This is a genomic window from Janibacter endophyticus (assembly GCF_016888335.1).
GTDB classification, from domain to species: Bacteria; Actinomycetota; Actinomycetes; order Actinomycetales; family Dermatophilaceae; genus Marihabitans; species Marihabitans endophyticum.
The window spans coordinates 1382567-1397539 of the sequence record NZ_JAFEJG010000004.1 but is presented as its reverse complement, the minus strand read 5'-3'; the positions used below and the strand labels follow the sequence as shown (position 1 = coordinate 1397539).

Here is a 14973-nt window from a genome sequence, read left to right as displayed (position 1 = left end):
ACGAAGGGGGTGGACCGTCCGGTCCACCCCCTTTCGTCGTACCGTGCGCGGCGGACGTCAGGCCGGATGGACCACGTTAAGCGGGTCGCCCCCGCCCACGAGCGCCTCCAGCTGACGGCGCAGCAGCCGCACCGCACGCGGACGGAAGGCGGTCGTCACCCCACCGACGTGCGGGGTGACGAGGACACCCGGGGCGGACCACAGCGGGTGGTCGGCCGGCAGCGGCTCGGGGTCGGTGACGTCGAGGGCGAAGGAGAGCCGCCCCGCGTGCCGCAGCATCGCGTCGGTGTCGACGACCGGGCCGCGGGCGACGTTGACGACGAGTGACCCGTCGGCCAGGGCCGAGAGGAAGTCGTCGTCGACGAGGTGCCGGGTGTCGTCGGTGAGCGGCACGACGAGCACGACGACGTCGTGGTCCGGCAGCAGCCCGGGCAGCTCGTCGATGCCGTGGACGCGCTCGACGAGGTCGTCGCCGCCGCGCGCCCGGGAGGCCACCGCGGTGAGCGACACCTCGAAGGAGCCGAGCCGGCGCGCGATGGCCCGGCCGATCGATCCGTAGCCGACGACCAGGACCCGGCTGTCTGCGAGCGAGCGGCGGACGCGACGACCCGGCCACTCCCCCTTCGTCATGTCCCGGGCGGCGTCGTCGATGCCGCGCAACGACGCCAGCGCCAGGCCGACGGCAAGCTCGGCGGTCGAGTCGTCATGCACCCCGGCGGCGTTGGCCAGCGCGACGCCCTCCGGCAGCACCGGCACGACGTTGTGGTACCCCGCGGACAGCAGCTGGACGAGACGCACGGAGGGCTTCTCGGCGACGACCGCGACCTGGTCGGGGCCACCCATGTACGGCGCGACGTAGACGTCGACGTCCTCCTCCGGCACCGGGCCCTCCGGGGCCCAGACGACCGAGGTCACCCCGTCGACCGGGCCGACCGCGTCGAGCCACTGCTCGTCGGGGAAGGACGCGACGAGCGCCATCAGCTCGTCAGCTTGCCGAGGATGAGCTCGCGCGCCTTGCCGGCGTCGCCCTGGCCGCGCATCTCCTTCATCACCTGACCGATGAGGGCGCCGACGGCCTGGACCTTGCCGTCGCGGATCTTGTCGGCGATGTCGGGGTTCGCGGCGATCACGTTGTCGACGGCCGCCTCGAGGGCACCGTCGTCCTGGACGAGCTGGAGGCCGCGCGCGTCGGCGACCTGGGTGGGCCCCCCTTCGCCCTCGAGGACGCCCTCGAGGACCTGACGGGCCAGCTTGTCGTTGAGGCGACCGGCGGTGACCATCGAGTCGAGCTCGGCGACATGGGCCGGGGTGAGCCCGACCTGACCCGCGTAGGTCACGAGGTCGACGCCCTCGGTGTTGGCCCGGCGCGACGGCTCGCCGAGCCACCACTTCCGGGCAGCCTGCGGCGTCGCGCCCGCCGCGACCGTCTCCTCGATGAGCTCGACCGCACCGGCGTTGAGGACGTCACGCATCTCGAGGTCGCTGTAGCCCCAGTCGCCCTGGAGACGCTTGCGGCGCTCGGCCGGTGGCTCGGGCAGGGTGGCCCGCAGCTCCTCGACCCACTCGCGGCTCGGCGCGACGGGGACGAGGTCGGGCTCGGGGAAGTAGCGGTAGTCCTCGGCGTCGGACTTGGCCCGGCCGCTCGTCGTCATCGAGGTGTCCTCGTGCCAGTGGCGGGTCTCCTGGAGGATCGAGCCCCCGCCGGAGAGCACCGCGGCGTGCCGGCAGATCTCGTAGCGGACCGCACCCTCGACGCTGCGCAGGCTGTTGACGTTCTTCGTCTCGGTCCGGGTCCCCATCGGGACCGCGAGCTGCTCGGCGCTGCGCGGGCCGTCGCCGGCCTTGGGGCGCAGCGAGAGGTTGACGTCGCAGCGCATCGAGCCCTGCTCCATCTTGACGTCGGAGACGTCGAGCGCCCGGAGCAGGTCACGCAGCGCGGAGACGTAGGCCTTGGCGACCTCGGGGGCGCGCTCGCCGGCACCGACGAGCGGCTTGGTGACGATCTCGATGAGGGGGATGCCCGCCCGGTTGTAGTCGACGAGGGAGAACTCGGCGCCGTGGATGCGGCCGGTCGACCCGCCGATGTGCAGGCTCTTGCCGGTGTCCTCCTCCATGTGCGCGCGCTCGATCTCGACCCGGTAGATCTCGGTGCCCTCGCCGCCCGCCGCCGGGATCTCGACGTCGAGGTAGCCGTCGAAGGCGATCGGCTCGTCGTACTGCGAGGTCTGGAAGTTCTTCGGCATGTCCGGGTAGAAGTAGTTCTTCCGGGCGAAGCGGCACCAGTCGGCAATCTCGCAGTTGAGCGCCAGCCCGATCCGGATCGCCGACTCGACACCCGTCGCGTTGACGACGGGCAGGGCGCCGGGCAGGCCGAGGCACACCGGGCACACCTGGGTGTTGGGCTCGGCGCCGAACGTCGTCGCGCAGCCGCAGAACATCTTCGTCGCGGTGCCGAGCTCGACGTGCACCTCGAGCCCCATGACGGGGTCGAAGGAGGCGAGCGCCTCGTCGTAGCCGAGGACCTCGTCGGTCGTGGTGCTCATGGGTCAGGCTCCCTTGGTCTGCAGGGCGGGCAGGCGGTCGAGGAGGTGGCCGCCCCAGGCGGTGACGAGGCGCTGCTCGAGCGCGGCCCCGACGGAGTAGAGGCGGTCGTCGGCCATCGCCGGCGCGAGGATCTGGAAGCCGGCGGGCAGCCCGTCCTCGTCGGCGAGACCGCTCGGGAGGGACATGCCGGGGATGCCGGCGAGGTTCGCAGGGATGGTCGCGATGTCGTTGAGGTACATCGCCATCGGGTCGTCGGTCTTCTCGCCGAAGCGGAAGGCGGTCGTCGGCGCGGTCGGGCTGATGAGGACGTCCGCCTGGCCGAAAGCCGCGGCGAAGTCGTCGGCGATGAGGCGACGCACCTTCTGGGCGCTGCCGTAGTACGCGTCGTAGTAGCCCGACGAGAGGGCGTAGGTGCCGAGGATGATCCGGCGCTTCACCTCGTCGCCGAAGCCGGCGTCACGGCTGGCCGCCATGACCTGCTCCGCGGAGGGCGCGTCGACCCCCTTCGGCCCGACGCGCCGGCCGTAGCGCATGGCGTCGAACTTCGCGAGGTTGCTGCTCGCCTCGCTCGGGAGGATGAGGTAGTAGGCGGCGAGGGCGTACTCGAAGCTCGGGCAGGACACCTCGACGACGTCGGCACCGGCGTCGATGAGGTGCTGGACGGCCTCGTCGAAACGGGCCTGGACGCCGGCCTGGAAGCCCTCACCCGTGAGCTCCTTGATGATGCCGATCTTCATGCCGGACACGTCGGCGCGCTCGGCGGCGGCGACGACTCCGGGCACAGGAGCGTCGATGGAGGTCGAGTCCATCGGGTCGTGCCCGGCCATGACCTCGTGGAGCAGGGCGGTGTCGAGGACGGTCCGCCCGCACGGGCCGGCCTGGTCGAGCGAGGACGCGAGGGCAACGAGCCCGTAGCGCGAGACCCCGCCGTAGGTCGGCTTGGCGCCGACGCTGCCGGTGACGGCCGCGGGCTGACGGATCGAGCCGCCGGTGTCGCTGCCGATCGCGAGCGGCGCCTGGAAGGAGGCGACGACCGCGCTCGAGCCACCACCGGAGCCGCCGGGGGTCCGGTCGAGGTCCCACGGGTTGCGGGTCACGCCGTAGGCGGAGTGCTCGGTGGAGGAGCCCATCGCGAACTCGTCCATGTTGGTCTTGCCGAGGATCGGCATGCCCGCGGCCTTGAGCTTGCTCACGACGGTGGCGTCATACGGCGGCACCCAGCCCTCGAGCATCCGGCTGCCGCACGTCGTCGGCATCCCGGTCGTCGTCATGACGTCCTTGACGGCGATCGGCACGCCGGCGAGGCGGTGCAGCTGCTCGCCCTGGGCCCGACGGCCGTCGACCTCACGGGCGGTGGCAAGCGCGGACTCCCCCGCGACGTGGAGGTAGGCGTGGACGCCCTCGTCGACCTCGGCGATCCGGTCGAGGTGCGCCTGGGTGGCGTCGGCGGCCGAGAGGTCGCCGGAGGCGAGCGCGGCGGCGAGGTCCGCCGCGGGGAGGCGGGTGATGTCGGTCAAGTCGGGTCCTTCGTCGAAGGGGGCGTGGCTGGGTCGGCAGGGCGAAGGGGGTCCGTCACGGTCCCCCGTCGGTCACTCCTCGTCGAGGATGCGCGGGACCGAGAAGCGCTGCTCCTCGGCGAGCGGGGCGCCGGCGAGCGCCTGCTCGGGGGTGAGGGAGGGACGGACCTCGTCGGGCCGGGTGACGTTGACGAGCGGGAGCGGGTGGCTCATCGGCTCGACGCCGTCGGTCGGCGCCTGCTGGACCCGGGCCACCGAGGTGAGCACGACGTCGAGCTCGCCGACGAGGCGGTCGAGCTCCTCGGGCTCCAGCTCGATCCGGGCCAGCGAGGCGAGGTGGGCGACGTCGTCGCGGCTGAGGTCAGGCATGCCCGCCAGTCTACGGACCCCCGCACCGTCCTCGCCCCACCCCCGATGCCTCAGGTGACCCGCGGGTACAACGACCGTTGCGCATCTCGATCCCGGCTGCTGTCCCTACCCAGAGGGCCGCCGCGCACGCGTAGGCCGGCAATGGTCGTCGTTGCAGTGCCTGTGGATGACGACATCCCGGCATCGAGCAATGTCGGCAGGCTGGGTCACGTGCTGGTCGAGGACGTGCTCACGCAGCAGGGTGGGGTGGCCACGCGGAGCGAGATCCTCCGCGAGGTCACCGAGGCGTCCTTGCGTGCCGCTCTCGCGCAGGGACGCCTGGTCCGCCTCTCGCGTGGTCGATATGCGCTGCCCTCCGTCGACGTCGGCGCGCCCCGCTGGGACGAAGCCCTCAAGGTCACCGCGGAGCGGTCCCGTCGGGCCGCCCACGAGCTGAGCGGAACCTCGGTCCTGCTCAGCGCGGCCGCCCGATGGGGCTGGCGCTGCAAGTGGGTGCCGAGGCGGCCGCAGGTCGTCGTCCCCCGGGGGCGCAAGGTCACCGCGACGAGACAGCAGCGGTATGAGATGCACTGGCGCGCGATCCCGCGGGGAGATGTCGTCGACGGCTGGGTGACCGACCGTGTGCGGACCGCTGTCGACTGCGCCGCGACCCTGCCCCCGGACGAGGCGCTCTGCGTCCTGGACTCCGCTCTGCGCGAGGGGATGGTGACCCGTGACGAGATGCTCCTCGCGTGCGCGGGGCTGGCCCCGAGGTTCCGACGCAGGGCAGAGGAGAGCATCCGCCTGGCCGACGGGTCGTCCGACAACCCCTTCGAGTCGGTGCTGCGGTGGATCGCGCTCGGGGTCCCCACCCTCGCGGTGCAGACCCAGGTACGGATCGATGACCCCGCAGGTTTCGTGGGTCGGGTGGACCTCGCCGACGAAGAGCTCCGGATCGTGCTCGAGGCGGACTCGGTCGAGTTCCACTCCGAGCCGGAGCAGCTGGAGCGCGACTGCATCCGGTACACCCGCCTCGTCGCCGACGACTGGCTCGTCCTGCGCTTCACCTGGAAGCAGGTGATGAACGACCCGGAGTGGGTGCGCGACGTCATCATCCGTACGGTCGCGGTCCGGCGGGCACAGCGCGCGCTGCCGGCAGCCTGAGGACCGCGCGGGACGAACGACCGTTGCCACGACCCACGCTCGGCGTGGCCTCGCAGCGACACGGGTGATCGCCCGCAGGTCCCAGGCAATGGTCGTCGTACCCGCGGGTCACGTCTGGCTCAGAGGATGGGGACGCGCTGACGGGTCTCGGCGACCTTGTCGCGGTCGATGTCCGCGAGCAGGATGCCGGGTCCGGCGTCGAGGCGGCTGCGGACCGCCCCCGTCGGATCGGCGAGCGCGGAGCGGCCGATGCCGAAGGGCCCCTCGGTCGAGCGCGGGGTCCAGGCCTGACCGACGGCGAGCAGCCACGCCTGAGCGTCGTGGGCGCGGGCCTGGACCAGCAGGTCCCACTGCTCGGCCTTGCCGGGCCCGTCGCCCCACGAGGCCGGCAGCACGACGAGCTCGCTGCCGCCACGGCCCAGCTCGGTGAAGAGGTCGGGGAAGCGGACGTCGAAGCAGGTGGCCAGGCCGACCGTCCAGCCGTCGACCTTCGCGGTGACGACCTCCTCCCCCGGCGCCACCGTGTCGGACTCCCGCGTCGTGAAGGCGTCGAAGAGGTGGATCTTGCGGTACGTCGCCTCCTCGACCCCGGCGCCGGTGAGCAGCAGGGTGTTGTGCACCCGGCGCCGCGGGCCGCGGTCGGTCTCGACCTCGTCGGCCGGGGTGAACATCCCGACGACGGCGACGACCCCGTGCTCCTGGGCCGCGGCCCGCACCCCGTCGGCGAAGGGACCGTCGAGCGGCTCGGCGGCCGTGTCGAGCCGTCGGGTGAAGGGGGCCATCGTCGCCTCGGGGAAGACGACGAGACGGGCGCCGAGGTCGCCCGCGCGCCGGATGCCGTCGCGGACGAGGCCGAGGTTGTCCGCGGGGTCCTCGGTGCTCTCGACCTGGACGCCCGCGACACGCAGCAGGTCAGGCACCCTGGGCCTCCTGCGCCTCGATGCGGGCACGCGTGACCATGTCGGCCCGAGCCGCGGCCAGGACCTGCTCGTCCGCGCACGCGGCGGCGAAGGCCTCGATCCGCGCCTGGATCTCACGGCCGAGCAGCCACTGCCCGATGACGTACCCGACCCGTCGCACGAGGGGGGGCCCGACGAGGTCGTAGGTGTACTTCCACACCGCTCGGGTCCCCTCCCCTTCGCCCTGGAAGCGCCAGCCACCCCCGAAGCGGGAGAAGACGCGCGGCCCATCGACCATCGTCATGCCGACCGAGGTCGGCGGGCGCCACGAGACGTACTCGGTCACCATGCTCGGGCTGAGCGGACCGAGGAAGTCGGCCCGGGTGAAGGTGCGCACACCCACAGCCGGCTGCTCGGCCTCGCCGAGGAAGTGCTGCTGCCGGATGAAGGGGTCCCACCCCCGGCGGATCGTCCCGTGCGTCATCGAGACGGCATAGGCCAGCTCGGGCGGGATCGGGACGTGGACGTCGGCGCTCACCTGAGGCATGACCCCACCGTAGAACCTAGGGTGGACGGCATGCCGACTCTCTTCACCAAGATCATCGAGGGCGAGATCCCGGGCCGGTTCGTGTGGGCCGACGACGTGTGCGTCGCCTTCCTGACGATCGAGCCGCTCACCGACGGCCACTGCATGGTCGTGCCGCGCGCCGAGATCGAGCAGTGGACGGACGCCGACGACCAGACCTGGACCCATGTCCAGCGCGTGGCCAAGATCATCGGTCAGGCGCAGCAGGCCGAGTGGGGCACACCGCGGGTGGGCATGCTGCTCGAGGGCTTCCTCGTCCCCCACCTGCACGTCCACGTGTGGCCGGCCGCGAGCCCCGACGACTTCGACGCGCACTCCCCGATGCAGGGCGTGAGCGACGAGACCTTCGACGCCAACGCGACCCGCCTGCGCGAGCGGCTCACCGCGCTGGGGCACGGCGAGCACGTCGCGCGGCCGGGAGGGCTCTGATGAGCGGACGGCCGACGGTCGGGCGACGGAGGCGGCTCGGCGCGCTGCCGGTCGCCCGCTGATGGCAGCGGTCACGTCGCGCACGGGGCAGCTCCTCGTGCTCAGCCTCATGCTGCTCATCTTCGGCGTGGGGATGTTCGGGGTCGGCACGTGGGCCCTCTGGCGGAGCGCCGGTACCGGCTTCGCGCTGCTGTGGGTCGCGGTCCTCACGCCCGTCGTCGGCGTCCTGCTCTGGGCGCTCGTCACGCTCGCTCGCCAGGGACGTCCTCCCCGACAGGGAGACCTGCGCGACGTCCCCGCCCTCACGCGGACCCCGTCGGGCAGCCGGTGGTCCTTCGACGAGCTCGCCGGGGCGCTCGCCGCCCGCCTCGCCGACACCCCCTGCACGGTGCGTGGCGACGACCAGACCATCGTCATCGCGGCCGACCTGGCCGACGCCCGCTGGCGCCACCTGGCCATCGTCCGCGACCTCCAGGACGCCTTCGTCGTCACCCTCGAGCGGGTCGGCGAGGGCACGGTCCGCCGCACCGACCAGACCCGGATCGTCGAGTGGCACGCGGGTGCCCCCAGCGTCGGCGGAGCGCAGGCCACGTTGCGCAGCGGACGCGAGTGGTCCCACCGCAAGCGGGTGTCCTACGGCGTCACCGAGCGAGGCGTCGAGAAGCCCGTCGACTACACCTTCTCGACCCGTGACATCAACGCCCCGCTGCGATCCGTCCTGCGGCAGGCAGGGTGGAAGACCGCCCTGCCCACCGACGCGAAGGCCGGCCTGCTCATGGCAGGGGTCGTCGTCGCGGGCGGGGTCCTCGTCGGGATCTGGGCGCTCGTCACCCAGGTGCTCGTGTAGCCAACCCTGACCCGGGGTGGTCAACGACGCTCACGTGCTGTTGGCTGGGGGCATGGCTACCACTGCGCTCAAGGGCAACCCCGTCCAGACCTCCGGCGACCTCCCCGCCGTCGGCTCCAAGGCCCCGGCCTTCGACCTCGTCGGCGAGGGCCTCTCACCCCTCACCTCCGACGAGCTCTCCGGCCGCGTCGTCCTCAACATCTTCCCGAGCGTCGACACCGGCGTCTGCGCGCAGAGCGTGCGCACCTTCAACGAGCGGGCCGCCGGCCTCGACAACACGACCGTGGTCAACGTCAGCCAGGACCTCCCCTTCGCCCAGGCCCGCTTCTGCGCCGCCGAGGGCATCGACAAGGTCAAGGTCGGCTCGGCCTTCCGCTCCTCCTTCGGCGAGGACTACGGCGTCCGCCTGACCGACGGGCCGATGGCCGGCCTGCTGGCCCGCGCGGTCGTCGTCCTCGACGAGGACGGCCAGGTCATCCACGCGCAGCTCGTCGACGAGATCACCACCGAGCCGGACTACGACGCGGCGATCGCCGCCCTCGGCTGAGCGGAGCTCTCCGCACGAAGGGGTGAGCCACCGATCCCGGTGGGCTCACCCCTTTCGGCGTCCTCACCCCTTTCGGCGTGTGCACGGACCGCTGTCCTGCGGTCGCCGCCACGAGATATCGGTGTCACCGACCGTCAGAGCTCGGTCCGTGCACGCCGGCGCGCAGGAGGTCGACGGTCAGGTCGATGTGCCCGAGGTGCTGGAAGAGCTCTTCGATGACGTGGAGGACGACGAAACCCTGGGTGATGACCTCGGGGTCACCCTCGTCGCGGTGGTCCGGACCGGCCGGCTGCGCCCCGGCGTCGTAGCCGCGCAGGTCGTCGAGCCAGCGTCTCCGCTGAGCGGCGACACGCTCCTCGAGCTGGGCGATCGTCCCGGTCGCCGCGAGCTCGGCGGCGCGGTCGCGGTTGATCGTGCGGCCCGCGACGACCTCGCCGCCCCAGCGCTCCAGCACCCCGCAGCAGTGGGTGACGATCGCGAAGACGCTGTTGGCGCCCTCGAGGTCGGGCCGCACGGAGACGAGGTCGTCCCCGAGCTCGTCAGCGCGGCTGAGCATCTTCGCCAGCGCGGTGTCGACGTACCACTGGACGGTCGCCCGGTCGATGCCGCCGGTGGTCACCCGGCCTCCCCGTCGGCGTCCTCAGCCTCGGCGAAGGCCGCGACCGTTCCGGTCTCGAGCAGCTCGCGGAACTGCGCCTCGTCGAGGATGCGCAGTCCGAGCTCCTCGGCCTTCGTCGCCTTGGACCCGGCGTTGTCGCCGACGACGACCCAGTCGGTCTTCTTGCTCACCGAGCCGCTCGCCTTGCCGCCCCGGCTGAGGATCGCCTCCTTGGTCTCGTCTCGGCTGAAGCCCTCGAGCGAGCCGGTGACGACGACGGTGACCCCCTCGAGCGTGCGCGGCGTGCTCTCGTCCCGCTCGTCCTCCATCCGCACCCCGGCGGCGGCCCAGCGGTCGACGATCTCGCGGTGCCACTCGTTGCCGTCGCCGTCGAACCAGTCGCGCACGGAGTCGGCGATCGTCGGGCCGACGCCCTCGACCGCGGCGAGCTGCTCCTCGGTGGCGGACCGGATGGCCTCCATCGTCCCGAAGTGCTGGGCCAGCGCGCGCGCCGCCGTCGGGCCGACATGCCGGATCGAGAGGGCGACGAGGACGCGCCAGAGCGGCTGGGTCTTGGCCTGCTCGAGGTTGGCGACGAGCTTGGCGCCGTTGGCCGAGAGGACGCGCCCGTCGACGACGGCGTCCTCGGGGTCGTTCTTCTTCGCCGCGCGGGTGTAGAGCGGGACCCGGATGATGTCGTCGGCGGTGAGGTCGAAGAGGGTCGACTCATCGGTGAGCACCCCGGACTCGAGCAGCGCCGTCGCCCCCTCCTCGCCGAGCGCCTCGATGTCGAAGGCTCCTCGCCCGGCGAGCCCGAAGAGCCGCTCGCGCAGCTGGCTCGGGCAGGACCGGCTGTTGGGGCAGCGGATGTCCTTGTCGCCCTCCTTCTGCTGGCCGAGGGTCGCACCGCACGACGGGCACTCGGTGGGCATGACGAACTCTCGCTCGCTGCCGTCACGCAGGTCGACGACCGGGCCGAGGATCTCGGGGATGACGTCGCCGGCCTTGCGCAGCACGATCGTGTCGCCGATGAGCACGCCCTTGCGCACCACCTCGTGCGCGTTGTGCAGCGTCGCCATCGACACGGTCGACCCGGCGACGGTCACCGGCTCCATGACGCCGAAGGGGGTGACCCGGCCGGTCCGCCCGACGTTGACCTGGATGTCGAGGAGCTTCGTCGTCACCTCTTCCGGCGGGTACTTGTACGCGATCGCCCAGCGGGGCGCCCGGGAGGTCGAGCCGAGTCGTCGCTGGGTCGCGATCTCGTCGACCTTGACGACGACGCCGTCGATCTCGTGCTCGTAGTCGTGCCGCGCCTTCTCCACCTCGATGATGAAACGCTTGACCTGCGTCATCGAGTCGAAGACCCGGTAGTGCGGTGAGGTGGGCAGCCCCCATGCCCTCATCAGCTCGTAGGCGTGGCTCTGGCTGTCGATGTCGAAGCCCTCGCGCCGGCCGATGCCGTGGACGAGCATGTGCAGCGGCCGGGTGGCGGTGACCTTGGGGTCCTTCTGCCGGAGCGAGCCGGCGGCGCTGTTGCGCGGGTTGGCGAAGGGGGCCTTGCCGGCCTCGACGAGGCTCGCGTTGAGCTCCGCGAAGCCCTCGAGCGGGAAGAAGACCTCGCCCCGGATCTCGACGAGCGCCGGGACGTCACCGGCCGCGTCGTCCAACCGCTCGGGGACGTCGGCGATGGTCCGGACGTTCATCGTCACGTCCTCGCCGGTCCGGCCGTCGCCGCGGGTGAGCGCGCGGGTGAGCCGTCCCCCTTCGTAGAGGAGGTTGACGGCGAGGCCGTCGACCTTGAGCTCGCAGAGGTAGTGGACGCCCTCGCCGACCTCGCGCTCGACCCGGGCCGCCCACTCGTCCATCTCCTCGGGGCTGAAGGCGTTGTCCAGGCTGAGCATCCGCTCGAGGTGGTCGACCGCCTGGAAGTCCGTGGAGAAGGCCGCTCCCCCGACCTGCTGGGTCGGCGAGTCAGGCGTGCGAAGGGAGGGGTGCGCGTCCTCGATGTCGGTCAGCTCGCGGATCAGGGCGTCGTACTCGCCGTCGCTGATCGTCGGCGCGTCCTTGACGTGGTAGGCGAACTGGGCCTCGGTCGCCTGCTCGGCGAGCTCGGTCCATCGCTCGCGGATCTCCTCGGGCACCTCGGCGGGCACCTCGGGGGCCGGCGCGTCGGTGGCGGCCTGCGGGATCTGGTCGTCGGAACCGCTCGGGTCGATCGTGCTCACCCGGCCAATCCTGCCTCAGTGCCCCGACAACGACCTGGCGCTGCCACGGGGACGCTGTCGGCCCTTCCGTCGCGGGACGAGCGACGGATCCACCGCTCGGCCCACCTGACCCCCTCCCCCTCCCCCCTTCGTCCTGCCGGCCTGCCCGAAACCCTTCCCATTCCCCTTCGCAGCAGTGAGGATTGGGGTACCCACCCCCTTCGAGCAGGAGTCATCGATGACGAACCTCGCGAGCAACCTCGTCGCGACCGCCCAGGCCCACCCCGACAAGGTGGCGATCAAACTCGACGACGCCGAGCTGACCTGGAGCCAGCTGCACGGCCTCGCCGCCCAGGCCGCCGGCGCGATGCGGCAGGCCGGTCTCGAGCCCGGCGACCGCGTGGCGCTCATCCTGCCGAACGTCCCGGCCTTCCCCGTGCTCTTCTACGGCGCCCTGCTCGCCGGCGGCACGGTCGTACCGATGAACCCGCTGCTCAAGTCCGGCGAGATCGAGTACTTCTTCTCCGACAGCGGCGCCAAGCTCGCCTTCGTCTGGGGCGACTTCCTGAGCGAGGCCGTCGCCGGCGCCGAGTCGCTCGAGACCAAGGTCATCCAGTCCGGCCCGATCGGCCCGAGCGCCGAGGACCTCCCGGCGGGCGAGCCGATCGGCAGCCCCGTCGAGCGCGCCGACGACGACACCGCCGTCATCCTCTACACCTCGGGCACGACCGGCCGGCCCAAGGGCGCGGAGCTGACCCACCGCAACCTCGACCTCAACGCGAAGCGCTCCTCGGCGGACATCATGCGGATGCTCCCCGAGGACGTCATCATGGGCTGCCTGCCGCTCTTCCACGTCTTCGGCCTGACGTGCGGGCTCAACGCCGCCGTCCGGTGCGGCGCGACGCTCACCCTCATCCCCCGCTTCGACCCGGCGAAGGCGCTCGAGGTCGTCCAGCGCGACAAGGTGACGATCTTCCAGGGCGTGCCGACGATGTACGGCGCGATGCTCCACCACCCCGACGCGGCGACCGCCGACACCTCCAGCCTGCGCGTCTGCGTCTCCGGCGGGTCGGCCCTGCCGGAGCAGACGATGCGCGAGTTCGAGGAGAAGTTCGACGCGCAGATCCTCGAGGGCTACGGCCTCTCCGAGACCTCCCCCGTCGCGTCCTTCAACATGCTCGACCGGCCGACGAAGCCGGGCACCATCGGCCGCGCCATCCCCGGCTGCGAGATGAAGCTCATCGACGCCGACGGCAACGACGTGCCCGCCGGTGACGGCGTCGGCGAGATCGCGATCCGCGGCGACAACGTCATGAAGGGCTACTGGGGCAAGCCCGAGGAGACCGAGGCTGCGATCCCGGACGGCTGGTTCCGCACCGGTGACCTCGCGACCGTCGACGACGACGGCTACTACACCATCGTCGACCGCAAGAAGGACCTCATCATCCGCGGCGGCATGAACATCTACCCGCGCGAGGTCGAGGAGGTCCTCTACACCCACCCGGACGTCGTCGAGTGCGCGGTCGTCGCGGTGCCGCACCCCGAGCTCGGCGAGGACGTCGGCGCGGCGGTCTCGCTCAAGCCCGGCTCGACGGCCACGCTCGAGGACGTCCAGCAGTACGTCAAGGAGCGGATCGCGGCCTACAAGTACCCGCGGCAGATCTGGCAGCTCGACGAGCTTCCCAAGGGCCCGACGGGCAAGATCCTGCGTCGCTCGGTCTCCCCGCCGACCACCTGACGCACCGCGAGAGGGCCCGCCTGGACGTCCGGGCGGGCCCCTTCGCATGTCCGAGGCAGACGACGAAGGGGGTCAGGTGAGGTCGTCGGCGATCGCCCGGGCGGCGTCGACGACGGCGCGCTGCGCGCGGACTGCGGACGAAGGGGTGAGCCCGGCCAGTCCGCACGCCGGGGTGAGCGTCACCCGGCCGAGCAGCGCCGGGTCGAGGCCGAGCCGCTGCCACGGCCCGGTGAGCCGGTCCGCGACGGCGCGGAAGTCGGCGGCGTCCTCCGTGGTGGGCAGCGCCCCGGCCCACACCTGACCACCGGACTCGACGTGCTCGGCGAGCACCTCCCAAACGGGTCCGCCGACGAGGGCGAGGTCGACGGCGAGCGCGCCGGCGCCCGCCTCACGGATCAACCGCAGCGGCGCGTCCGGCGCGCAGCAGTGGACGGCGGTGGACCGCTCCCCCGCCGCGGCGAGGAGGTCGCGCAGCCCGTCGCGCACCTCCGCGGGGTCGACGGCGCGCAGCCGCCCGTAGCCGGACTGGGTCGGCAGGCGCCCCTCGATGACGGCCGGCAGGGCGGGCTCGTCGACCTGGAGGACGACCTGCGCTCCGGGGACGAGGCGCTCCACATCGGCGAGGTGACGGCGGACCCCTTCGGCGAGGGACCCGACGACGTCATGACGGGCGCCGTGGTCGCTGACGGACCGCTCGCCGCGGGTCAGCTCGACGCTCGCGAGCAGCGTCCACGGGCCGCAGACCTGGACCTTGAGCGGCCCGGCCCACCCGTCGTAGGCCTCGGCGAGCTCGTCGAGGTCCTGCCGCAGGTAGGCCGCGGCGCGTCCCTCGTCGGCCCCCGGCCGGTCGACGAAGCGCCAGCCGTAGGGCTGGGTCTCGACGTGCAGCCCCTCGAGCATCGCCCCGGCGCGTCCCACCATCTCGGCGCCGGCGCCGCGGCCCGGCAGCTCGGGCAGGTACGGCACCGCGTCGGTGAGCAGGTCGCGCACAGCCCGGACCGCCTCGCGCGGGTCGGTCCCTGGCCAGCTGCCGATGCCGCTCGCGGCGACCCGTTCAGTCATGGCGGGAGCGCAGCTGGTCCAGGAACTCGTCGGCCATCTCGACCTTCGCCTGCAGCTGGGCACGGCGCGCCTCGGCCTCCTCGACGAGCGGGCTCAGCGCCTCCGCGGTACCACCCGCGCGGACGACGCGAAGGACCTCGCCCATCTCCTCGAGGGTGTAGCCGAGCGGCTTCATCCGTCGGATGAGGAGGAGGTCGGCGAGGTCGGCGTCGGTGTAGAGACGGAAGCCACCAGGGGTCCGGTCGCTCGGGGTGATGAGGCCGATCTCGTCGTAGTGCCGCAGGGTGCGCACCGACAGGCCCGTCCGCTCGGCGACGTCACCGATCCGCCACGCCCCGGCGACCGCCGGCTCCGAACCATCCTGCACTCGTCCGCACCCCGCCCGTCTCGTCTTGCAGGCAAACCTCTCGTAACGGTAGGTTTGTCCGCGGCCGTTCTCGACGGCAGCGCGTGCATCGTCGCACACCCCTTCGCATCCCGCCCGGGC

15 protein-coding genes are annotated in these 14973 nt (G+C 72.3%); 5 read left to right on the top strand and 10 right to left on the bottom strand.

Features of this window, described 5'->3' with window-relative positions; translation table 11 throughout:
• Nucleotides 1–57 precede the first annotated feature (57 nt).
• From JNO54_RS06815 to gatC, 4 genes are all read right to left on the bottom strand, one after another.
• Nucleotides 58–978 carry a 2-hydroxyacid dehydrogenase gene (locus tag JNO54_RS06815; RefSeq protein WP_204143216.1) on the bottom strand — a complete coding sequence of 307 codons (921 nt, stop codon included), beginning with the start codon at nucleotides 976–978 and terminating at the stop codon, nucleotides 58–60.
• The gene (gene gatB, locus JNO54_RS06810) at nucleotides 978–2543 is read right to left on the bottom strand and encodes an Asp-tRNA(Asn)/Glu-tRNA(Gln) amidotransferase subunit GatB (protein ID WP_204143215.1); all 1566 of its coding nucleotides are present in this window, start codon (nucleotides 2541–2543) and stop codon (nucleotides 978–980) included. The genes JNO54_RS06815 and gatB overlap by 1 nt, the downstream gene beginning before the upstream one ends.
• Nucleotides 2544–2546: 3 nt before the next feature.
• A complete protein-coding gene (gene gatA, locus JNO54_RS06805; protein ID WP_204143214.1) occupies nucleotides 2547–4061 on the bottom strand; it encodes an Asp-tRNA(Asn)/Glu-tRNA(Gln) amidotransferase subunit GatA in 1515 nt (504 codons plus the stop codon).
• A gap of 72 nt (nucleotides 4062–4133) precedes the next feature.
• Nucleotides 4134–4430 (bottom strand): Asp-tRNA(Asn)/Glu-tRNA(Gln) amidotransferase subunit GatC, encoded by a 297-nt coding sequence (gene gatC / locus JNO54_RS06800; protein WP_204143213.1) that lies wholly within the window; start codon nucleotides 4428–4430, stop codon nucleotides 4134–4136.
• A gap of 210 nt (nucleotides 4431–4640) precedes the next feature.
• Between gatC and JNO54_RS06795 the strand changes: the two genes are divergently transcribed.
• Complete coding sequence (locus JNO54_RS06795; protein WP_204143212.1) at nucleotides 4641–5573, top strand: DUF559 domain-containing protein; 933 nt, start codon at nucleotides 4641–4643, stop codon at nucleotides 5571–5573.
• Nucleotides 5574–5692: 119 nt separating this feature from the next.
• On the opposite strand, the gene JNO54_RS06790 is transcribed toward JNO54_RS06795, so the two are convergent.
• A complete protein-coding gene (locus JNO54_RS06790; protein WP_307818092.1) occupies nucleotides 5693–6493 on the bottom strand; it encodes a carbon-nitrogen hydrolase family protein in 801 nt (266 codons plus the stop codon).
• Nucleotides 6486–7019: an SRPBCC family protein gene (locus JNO54_RS06785; RefSeq protein ID WP_204143211.1), complete on the bottom strand. Its 534-nt coding sequence runs from the start codon at nucleotides 7017–7019 to the stop codon at nucleotides 6486–6488. Before JNO54_RS06785 ends, JNO54_RS06790 begins: the two co-directional genes overlap by 8 nt.
• A 30-nt stretch (nucleotides 7020–7049) precedes the next feature.
• On the opposite strand from JNO54_RS06785, the gene JNO54_RS06780 reads away from it, so the two are divergent.
• From JNO54_RS06780 to tpx, 3 genes are all read left to right on the top strand, one after another.
• Nucleotides 7050–7487 carry an HIT family protein gene (locus JNO54_RS06780; RefSeq protein WP_204143210.1) on the top strand — a complete coding sequence of 146 codons (438 nt, stop codon included), beginning with the start codon at nucleotides 7050–7052 and terminating at the stop codon, nucleotides 7485–7487.
• Nucleotides 7488–7548: 61 nt separating this feature from the next.
• Nucleotides 7549–8334 (top strand): hypothetical protein, encoded by a 786-nt coding sequence (locus JNO54_RS06775; protein ID WP_204143209.1) that lies wholly within the window; start codon nucleotides 7549–7551, stop codon nucleotides 8332–8334.
• A gap of 52 nt (nucleotides 8335–8386) precedes the next feature.
• The gene (tpx, locus tag JNO54_RS06770) at nucleotides 8387–8881 is read left to right on the top strand and encodes a thiol peroxidase (protein WP_204143208.1); all 495 of its coding nucleotides are present in this window, start codon (nucleotides 8387–8389) and stop codon (nucleotides 8879–8881) included.
• A gap of 124 nt (nucleotides 8882–9005) precedes the next feature.
• Here the strand turns inward: tpx and JNO54_RS06765 are convergent, their stop codons facing one another.
• Nucleotides 9006–9500 carry a DinB family protein gene (locus JNO54_RS06765; protein ID WP_204143207.1) on the bottom strand — a complete coding sequence of 165 codons (495 nt, stop codon included), beginning with the start codon at nucleotides 9498–9500 and terminating at the stop codon, nucleotides 9006–9008.
• Complete coding sequence (gene ligA / locus JNO54_RS06760; RefSeq protein ID WP_204143206.1) at nucleotides 9497–11707, bottom strand: NAD-dependent DNA ligase LigA; 2211 nt, start codon at nucleotides 11705–11707, stop codon at nucleotides 9497–9499. The genes JNO54_RS06765 and ligA overlap by 4 nt, the downstream gene beginning before the upstream one ends.
• Before the next feature lie 217 nt (nucleotides 11708–11924).
• Here ligA and JNO54_RS06755 point away from each other — a divergent pair, with 217 nt between their 5' ends.
• Entirely contained in the window at nucleotides 11925–13424 is a 1500-nt protein-coding gene (locus tag JNO54_RS06755) for a long-chain-fatty-acid--CoA ligase (RefSeq protein ID WP_204143205.1), read from the top strand.
• 72 nt (nucleotides 13425–13496) lie between these two features.
• Here the strand turns inward: JNO54_RS06755 and JNO54_RS06750 are convergent, their stop codons facing one another.
• On the bottom strand, nucleotides 13497–14486 hold the full coding sequence (locus JNO54_RS06750) for a uroporphyrinogen decarboxylase/cobalamine-independent methonine synthase family protein (protein ID WP_204143204.1): 990 nt from the start codon (nucleotides 14484–14486) through the stop codon (nucleotides 13497–13499).
• Entirely contained in the window at nucleotides 14479–14853 is a 375-nt protein-coding gene (locus JNO54_RS06745; protein WP_204143203.1) for a MerR family transcriptional regulator, read from the bottom strand. The genes JNO54_RS06750 and JNO54_RS06745 overlap by 8 nt, the downstream gene beginning before the upstream one ends.
• Nucleotides 14854–14973: the final 120 nt, after the last annotated feature.